This window comes from Tepidiphilus baoligensis, from assembly GCF_012911495.1.
Lineage (GTDB): Bacteria > Pseudomonadota > Gammaproteobacteria > Burkholderiales > Rhodocyclaceae > Tepidiphilus > Tepidiphilus olei.
This window is the reverse complement of the sequence record NZ_JAAAUB010000014.1, coordinates 39,627-47,962: the sequence shown is the minus strand read 5'-3', so window position 1 is coordinate 47,962 and position 8,336 is coordinate 39,627. Positions and strand designations below refer to the sequence as shown.

The window sequence follows — 8,336 nt, the reverse complement described above, 5'->3', positions numbered from 1 at the left end:
TATGTGCTACGAAACCGGACAGTTCTATTTGTTGACAACAGCGGCTCTTCTTTATTGTGGCACGGCCGGTGCTTGAGAACCGGGCACGGGAGCACTCGGTTGCGGCAGCGCTTCGACCGGCGCCGCCTCCATGACGCTGCCGCTGCCTTGCTCGAGGCGCTGACTGGCCAAATACGTCAAAGCCAAGCTTGTCAAGAAAAACAGCGTTGCGAGCACCGCGGTGGTACGGCTGAGGAAATTCGCCCCGCCGCTCGCCCCGAAGAGACTGGCCGAAGAGCCACCTCCGAAGGCAGCCCCTGCGTCGGCCCCTTTCCCCCGCTGGAGCAGCACCAAAGCGATCAAGGCGACCGCAATCAAGACATGGACCGTCAATATGACCGAAAACCAGACTCCCGACATTCTCTTCTCCTAACTTCCTTGCACCGCACGCGCGGCCGCCGCTGCGATGGCAGCGAATTCTCCGACGACACGGGAGGCCGCACCGACGAGCACGCCGTCGCACCCCGGAACGGCGAAAATACTCTGAGCATTGTCCGCCTTGACGCTGCCGCCATAGAGAAGCACGAGATCGCGCTGCGGCACACCCAACGCCACCAGCTGCCGGCGCAAAAACGCATGCGCCTCGGCGATGTCCCGTGGCTCAGCACTGCGCCCGGTGCCGATCGCCCAGACCGGTTCGTACGCAAACCAGGCGCGGGCGCATTTATCGACTCCGAGCCGAGTGACGAGCGCCCTCACCTGCCCCTCGAGCATCTCGCGCCAAGCGCCAGACTCACGTTCGGCGAGCGTCTCGCCGACGCAGACCACGGGCCGGACGTTGGCTGCCAACAAACGATCGATTTTACCAGCAATCAGCTCATCCGTCTCACCGAAATACTGACGCCGTTCCGAATGCCCGACGAGGGCATACCGGCAGCCGAATTCGGCGAGCATTCCTGCGTGGACCTCGCCCGTGTAGGCGCCGGCACCAAACGGACTGACGTTCTGTGCCCCCCAGCCGATCTCCGTGCCTTCCAGTATCGCTTTCGCCTGGGGCAGATACGGATAAGGGACGCATACACCGAGTTCCACGCCGGCAGCAGGAGCATGTTGGGCGAGCGCAGTGAGCAGCACGACGTTACTGGCCGTATCGCCGACCGACTTCCAGTTGCCGAGTACGATTTTCTTCATGGATTACCCCCCGAGTGCATCGATGCGCTTTCCGTGGCGAGCGACGACTCGATCGCCGCTGCAAGCGCATCGGCCCAACGCTGTACGAGCGAGGCATCGCGCCCTTCCACCATGACGCGCAACAACGGCTCGGTTCCCGAGGGGCGCAACAGGATGCGCCCTTGCGCGGCCAGTTCGGCCTCGGCGGCGCGGCAAGCGGCGAGCACCCCCGGATGGTCCTTCCAGTCATAGCCGCGCGGTACAGAGACATTGCGCAGCACCTGGGGGTAGCGCACGAGGTCGGCGCAGGCTTGCGCCAGGGTCTCACCGCGGCGGCGCAAAGCGGCCAAGACCTGCAAGGCGCTGATGATACCGTCGCCCGTGGTATGTACGCCGAGGCACAGCAAATGCCCAGAACTCTCGCCGCCGTACTCCCACCCGCGCTCGCGCAGCGCCTCCGCAACGTAGCGATCGCCTACCTTGGTGCGCTCGAATCGCACCCCGAGCCTGTGCACGGCGTGCTCCAGCCCCAGGTTCGACATCAGCGTACCGACCACTCCGCCGAGGCGCTGCCCTGCCAGCACACGATCGCGCACGATCACGTAGAGGAGCGCATCGCCATCGTAGAGGCGTGCTTCGGCGTCGGCCATGATCACCCGATCGCCATCGCCGTCGAAGGCGATGCCCAAGTCGGCACGGTGCGCTCGTACCATGGCCTGCAGGTATTCGGGATGCGTCGCCCCGACGCCCTCGTTGATGTTGAATCCGTTGGGCTGATTGGCGAGCGCCACCACCTCGGCGCCGAGTTCGTGGAACACCGCCGGCGCGACCTGATAGGCGGCGCCGTGGGCGCAATCCAGTACCAGACGCAGCCCATCGAGCGACATCGAAGCGGGGAAAGTACTCTTGCAGAATTCGATGTAGCGCCCCGCGGCATCGTCCAAGCGCCTGGCACGTCCCAGCTCGTGCGCTTCGCGGCAAACGAGAGGCGATTCGACCGTCGCTTCGATCTCGGCCTCCAATTCATCGGGCAGTTTCTCGCCATTCGGGCCGAAAAACTTGATCCCGTTGTCGGGATAGGGATTGTGCGAGGCGCTCACCACGATTCCTGCCTCCAAGCGCAAGGCGCGGGTGAGATAAGCCACCCCAGGCGTGGGCAAGGGGCCACACAGCACCACGTCGACGCCGGCCGCCGACAAACCGGCCTCGAGAGCCGACTCGATCATGTAGCCGGAGATGCGCGTATCCTTGCCGATGAGTACCGCCGCCCGCTTGGCGCCACCGTGCGCGTGACGCGCGAGCACCCGCCCGGCGGCATGCCCGAGCTTGAGGACGAACTCCGGCGACATCAGCGGCTCGCCGACGCGCGCGCGAATCCCGTCGGTACCGAAATAACGACCCATTCTTAGACCCTATGCTGCGCAGGGTGCGAATTGTCGCACGAAATCAGGGGAAAAAGGCTCAGACCGTCGTTGCGTCGCCAGAAGAGGGCCCGAGCGCGCGCAGGATTTCACGGGCATCGACCGTGGCGGCCACGTCGTGTACGCGCACGATGGCGGCGCCATGAACCCAGGCGAGCACGGCGGCCGTGAGGCTGCCGGCGAGCCGCTCGCCCACGGGCCGGCCCGTGATCTGGCCGATCATGGTTTTGCGCGACACCCCCACCAGGAGCGGCTGGCGCGCCGCCAAGCGCGGCAGGGCGCGAAAGAGCGCTGCGTTGTGCTCCAGCGTCTTGCCGAAACCAAACCCCGGGTCCCAAAGGATGCGTTCGCGCGCCACGCCAGCCGCTTGCAGCACCGCGGTTCGTTCTTCGAGGAAGTCCTCGACCTCGGCGAGCACGTCCGTATAGACGGGAGAGTGCTGCATGGTGCGTGGCTCGCCTTTCATGTGCATGACGCACAAGGCGCAGTCGCTGGCGGCCACCGCCTCAATGGCGCCGGGCAGGCGGAATCCGGCCACGTCATTGATGAGATCGGCCCCCGCGCGCAAGACTTCGCGCATCACTTCGGGCTTCATCGTGTCGACCGACAGCGGCACCGGCGCCCCACGCAGGGATTCCAGCACCGGCAACAGGCGCTCGAGCTCGCGCTCGGCCGGCACGGGTTCGGCACCGGGCCGCGTCGATTCCGCGCCGAAATCGAGCAGATCGACCCCCGCCGCGATGAAAGCGTCAGCCTGACGCAGCGCCCGATCGCGCTGCGCGCCGAGCCCATCGCCCGAGAAGGAATCCTCGGTGAGATTGACGATGCCCATCACTTTCGGCTCGGAGAGATCGAGCCGAAAGCGCCCCGCCTGCAGCCACCGCATCACACCACCGGTTCGGGCGAATCAGGCGCCGCTCCGGGCTTGGGCTCGCTCGCTGGACCAGACGCGCCACCGCGTGGAGAGGCGCCCATGTCACCCCGATCCTTGGGGGGACGAGGCGGGCGACCGGCCATGATGTCGTCGATCTGCTCGGCATCCAGCGTTTCATATTCCAGAAGGGCCTGGGCGAGCGCCTCGACCTTGTCGCGGTTCTCTTCGATGAGGCGCCGCGCAAGCGCATATTGCTCGTCGATGATGCGCCGGATCTCGGCGTCGACTTTCTGCATCGTGGCCTCGGAAACGTTGCGGTGGGTGGTCACCGAACGTCCCAGGAAGATCTCGCCTTCTTCCTCTCCATAGACCATCGGACCGAGCGCGTCGGACATGCCCCACTGCGTGACCATCTTGCGGGCGATGTCGGTGGCGCGCTGGAAGTCGTTGGAGGCTCCGGTGGTCATCTGGTGCATGAAGATTTCTTCGCAGATACGCCCGCCGAAGAGCACGGCGATCATCTGCAGCAAACGCTCCTTGTCCTGGCTGTAGCGATCCCCCTCGGGCAGCTGCATGGTCACGCCCAGAGCGCGGCCGCGCGGGATGATGGTGACCTTGTGCACCGGGTCGGTCTTGTCGAGGAGCTTGGCCACCACGGCGTGCCCGGCTTCGTGATAGGCCGTGTTGCGCCGTTCTTCCTCGGACATGATGAGCGAGCGCCGTTCGGCCCCCATCATGATTTTGTCCTTGGCTCGCTCGAAGTCGTCCATGTCGACGAGGCGTTTGTTGCTGCGCGCGGCAAAGAGCGCCGCCTCATTGACCAAGTTGGCGAGATCCGCACCCGAAAATCCCGGGGTGCCACGAGCGAGGATGGAGGGGTCTACATCGGGTGCGATCGGAACTTTGCGCATGTGCACCTTGAGGATCTGCTCACGGCCACGTACGTCGGGCAACGACACCACCACCTGCCGGTCGAAGCGCCCCGGGCGTAGCAGCGCGGGATCGAGCACGTCGGGACGGTTGGTGGCGGCGATCACGATGATGCCGCTCGCACCCTCGAACCCGTCCATTTCGACGAGCAGCTGGTTGAGCGTCTGCTCGCGCTCGTCGTTGCCCCCGCCGAGCCCAGCACCGCGCTGGCGGCCCACGGCGTCGATCTCGTCGATGAAGATGATGCAGGGGGCGTGTTTTTTCGCCTGTTCGAACATGTCGCGCACCCGCGCCGCCCCCACGCCGACGAACATCTCGACGAAATCCGAACCGGAGATGCTGAAGAAGGGCACCTTGGCCTCGCCGGCGATCGCTTTGGCGAGCAGCGTCTTGCCCGTACCCGGAGGGCCCACCATCAGCACGCCCTTGGGAATGCGCCCGCCGAGTTTCTGGAACTTGGTGGGATCGCGCAGGAAATCGACGAGCTCCTGCACCTCTTCCTTGGCTTCGTCACAACCGGCAACGTCGGCGAACGTCACCGTGTTGCTCGACTCGTCGAGCAAGCGCGCCCGCGACTTACCGAAGGAGAACGCCCCACCCTTGCCGCCGCCCTGCATCTGGCGCATGAAGAAAATCCACACCCCGATGAGCAGCAGCATGGGGAACCACGAAATGAGGATGTTGGTGAGCAGCGAAGGCCCTTCATCGGGTTTGGTCGCAGAGATGCGCACTCCCGCCTGCATCAGGTCGGACACCATCCATATGTCCTGAACCCCAGGGGTATAGACGGTTATCTGGCGTCCGTCCACGGTGAGTGCCTTGACGACGCGCCCATCGATGACGGCCTTGGTGATGCGGCCGGACTTCGCCTCTTCCATGAATTGAGAATATTCCATGGTATTGGCGGAAACGGGGCGCTGATCGTTGAACTGGTTGAACACCGTCATCAACACCATGCCGATGACGATCCAGATCGCGAGATTTTTGACGACGTTGTTCAAGGGACGAACTCCTAGATGATGCTACCAGTGTTGCTTCAGAGCCCATTCTAGAGGCGTTTGTTCCGTGCGCCAAGAGGAAAGACGATCGAAAAAAACGATCGCGGCGACGTGACCAGGCAATCACGCGCCGCGATCGTCCCGGCGAGACGCTCAGCGCGGCCGCGGATCCCCTCCTTTCCCTTTACCCCAGCGCATGAATTCCCGATCGAACACGTCGCGCTGCGTATCGTCGAGCTGGAGGTAAAACTTTTGCACCGCCTCGCGCAGGCTGCGTACCGCTTCGAGATGGGCCGCCAAGCGCTCTTCGCGCTCCTGTAGCCTCCCCAAAGCCGTCACGGGGCGCTGGCTTTGCTCCCAGCGATAGGAGAAGAACTGCTCCCGGTGCGCACTCCAAACGGCGAGGAGTTCCTCCCAGGCGGCACGCTGCTCCGGGCGAAGATTCAGCAACCCCTCCAGGCGCTTTACTTCGGCGTCGTGGCGCTGCTGCATGCGTTCGCGCCATTGCTCCGGCGTCATCTGCGGGCGTACCGCCGGGCCGGCATCGGGCCCCATCGGAGCGCCCCCCCTGGGGGCTGGCGCCGGCTGCTGTGCGAATCCGGCCCCCGCGACCCCGATCAGTGCCAGAGCGACGAGGCCGTGCCGCCAGCGGCGAGTCAGACCGTTTTTCCTCATCCGAGCATCCATCATCGTTTTCTCCTCATTCATCATTGCGTTGCGTCCCTTGCGGACATGTTCATTAGAGCACGCAACCGCCGTCCTCGCGCCTCATCAGCGTTTCGGCGTGTAACGTTTGTTATCGCCGACGATCGTATCTTTTTCCTTTGGAGTGAAGTGCGCCATAATGCAGTCGATGTTACATACGAAGCCCCCAATGGAGTCGACCTCTCACCTCATCCTGGTCGATGACGACCATGAGTTTCGCCGCTTGCTCGGCGAAGATTTGCGACGACGCGGTTTTTCGGTCGAAGCGGTAGCCGACGCTGCGGCGCTCGATGGGCTCTTGGCACAGCGTCTGCCCGATCTCATCGTGCTCGACTGGATGCTACCCGGTGAAGACGGGCCCAGCGTGCTGCGCCGGCTGCGGGCCAATCCACGCACCCGAGCAGTCCCCGTACTGATGCTCACCGCGCGTAACGACGAGTTCGACCGTGTCTTTGGGCTCGAGATCGGTGCCGACGACTATCTCACCAAGCCCTTTCTTCCCCGTGAGCTCGAGGCGCGCATCAAGGCGATCCTGCGACGCACGCGCAGCCCCGGCACCCAGCCATCGCTCGCACCCAGGCGCTGGCGCATCGGGCCGGTCGAATTCGACACCGTGGCACGAACCCTCACCCTACCGGATGGCACGGTCCAGCCGCTCACCGGGAGCGAGTTTGCCCTGCTGTCGCTCTTCGTACAGCACCCCAACGAAGTGCTCACCCGCGACTATCTCATGCGCGCCACGCGTGGGCGCGGCGCCGACGTGTTCGACCGTGCCATCGACATCGCCGTCAGCCGCCTGCGCGCCAAACTCGAGTCCGATCCTCAGGTACCGCGGGCCATCCGCTCGGTGCGCGGTCAAGGCTACGTGCTCGCCGCGCCGGTCGAATCGATCGAATGAGCCTGATTCCTCTGCTGTCTTTCGGCCGACGCTTGCGCACCCGACTCGCCTGGGTGGTCAGCGCCGCCGTCGTCGCCCTCTTTGCCCTGACGCTGGCCTTGCTCGCCTACCAAAGCCGGGCGAGCGCGGAAGTGCGTCTGCAACGCGACGCCGCCCAAGCACTGGCGCGCGCCGTTGCAGTCATGGAAGCCCTGCCCTGGAGCGAACGGCCCATGGCCGCTCAATATTGGGAATTCGCCCCCTTGATCGTCGCTCCGGCCGCGCCTCCACCACGAGCTCGGCCACTCCCCCTGCCGCCGGTATGGCATGAAACGCTCGCCAATTTCTTTTCGCTGGAAGACCTCTCTTTCTGGGAAATCGAAACCGAAGCCGGATCCCGCCGCGGAGCCACCGTCATCCTCGAAGACGGCACTCCTTTGAGCGCTTTGCTCCCACCTCAACTCCATCGGCCGCAACCCAACCTGCCCTGGCGCATCGTCACCGCGCTCGCACTCGCCGGGATCGGGACCTGGCTCATCACGCTGTGGGCCTTGCGCCGGGTCACTTCCCCGCTGGAGCGGCTCATCGGCGCGCTCGAGACCTTTGCCACCCCTCAGGCGTCGGCCACTCCACTGCCCGAACACGGCCCCTACGAAGTCGTACTCACTGCCCGCACCCTCAACGCCCTACGGGAACGCATCGAGCAGCTGCTCGCCGCCCGCACCGCCCTGCTCGCCGGTATCGCACACGACCTGCGCACACCACTGGCGCGCATACGCCTGCGCGTGGAGGTTCTGCCCGAGGACGAGATCCGCAACGGGATCGAGCGCGATTTGGCGGACATGCAAAAGCTCATCGACCTCAGCCTCGACTATGCCCGAAGCCTCACCCCCCATCTCGAATACCAGGAGGTCGATCTCAACGAATTCGTTACCGATCTCGTCGCCCTCTACCGTGAAAGCGGCGTGGAGATCGAAACCATTCTGCCTGCTCCCCCCTTGTCGGCAACGGTCGACCCAGCAGCACTCGGGCGCATCCTCTCGAATCTGCTCGACAATGCCTCACGCTACGGCACTCGCGTGCGACTCACCTTGCGCCCCTCGGCGGAGCGAACCTGCGAGTTCACCATCGAGGACGATGGCCCAGGCATCCCCCGCGAATCGAGACGCGCCGTACTAGAACCCTTCGTTCGGCTAGACCCTTCGCGCAATTACGACACCGGCGGCACGGGGCTGGGTCTAGCGATCGCCGTCAACCTTGCCCGCGCGATGAACGGCACGCTCGTGCTCGAGGATTCCGCACTGGGCGGTCTGTGCGCCCGTCTCATGCTGCCGTGCGAGCCCGCGACGGGTTGCGGGGGCGGGCACGGATCGCTATAGTGA

8 protein-coding genes are annotated in these 8,336 nt (G+C 64.8%); 2 read left to right on the top strand and 6 right to left on the bottom strand.

From position 1 onward, the window contains the following. Positions 1-51 precede the first annotated feature (51 nt). The 6 genes from secG to GV368_RS09220 form a co-directional block, all read right to left on the bottom strand. Positions 52-399, bottom strand: coding sequence for a preprotein translocase subunit SecG (gene secG, locus GV368_RS09245; protein WP_142805032.1), 348 nt, complete (start codon positions 397-399; stop codon positions 52-54). Positions 400-408: 9 nt separating this feature from the next. Beyond that, a complete protein-coding gene (tpiA, locus tag GV368_RS09240) occupies positions 409-1,170 on the bottom strand; it encodes a triose-phosphate isomerase (RefSeq protein ID WP_142805031.1) in 762 nt (253 codons plus the stop codon). Next, positions 1,167-2,552, bottom strand: a complete 1,386-nt coding sequence (gene glmM, locus GV368_RS09235) for a phosphoglucosamine mutase (RefSeq protein ID WP_142811209.1) — start codon at positions 2,550-2,552, stop codon at positions 1,167-1,169. The genes tpiA and glmM overlap by 4 nt, the downstream gene beginning before the upstream one ends. A gap of 58 nt (positions 2,553-2,610) precedes the next feature. Beyond that, a complete protein-coding gene (gene folP, locus GV368_RS09230; RefSeq protein WP_169116321.1) occupies positions 2,611-3,456 on the bottom strand; it encodes a dihydropteroate synthase in 846 nt (281 codons plus the stop codon). Further along, positions 3,456-5,375 (bottom strand): ATP-dependent zinc metalloprotease FtsH, encoded by a 1,920-nt coding sequence (gene ftsH / locus GV368_RS09225; protein ID WP_142805028.1) that lies wholly within the window; start codon positions 5,373-5,375, stop codon positions 3,456-3,458. The genes folP and ftsH overlap by 1 nt, the downstream gene beginning before the upstream one ends. A 150-nt stretch (positions 5,376-5,525) precedes the next feature. After that, positions 5,526-6,062 carry a Spy/CpxP family protein refolding chaperone gene (locus GV368_RS09220; protein ID WP_169116320.1) on the bottom strand — a complete coding sequence of 179 codons (537 nt, stop codon included), beginning with the start codon at positions 6,060-6,062 and terminating at the stop codon, positions 5,526-5,528. 184 nt (positions 6,063-6,246) lie between these two features. Here GV368_RS09220 and GV368_RS09215 point away from each other — a divergent pair, with 184 nt between their 5' ends. Further along, positions 6,247-6,975, top strand: coding sequence for a response regulator (locus tag GV368_RS09215; RefSeq protein ID WP_142805026.1), 729 nt, complete (start codon positions 6,247-6,249; stop codon positions 6,973-6,975). Then, positions 6,972-8,333 (top strand): sensor histidine kinase, encoded by a 1,362-nt coding sequence (locus GV368_RS09210; protein ID WP_169116319.1) that lies wholly within the window; start codon positions 6,972-6,974, stop codon positions 8,331-8,333. The genes GV368_RS09215 and GV368_RS09210 overlap by 4 nt, the downstream gene beginning before the upstream one ends. The last annotated feature ends 3 nt before the right edge of the window (positions 8,334-8,336 follow it).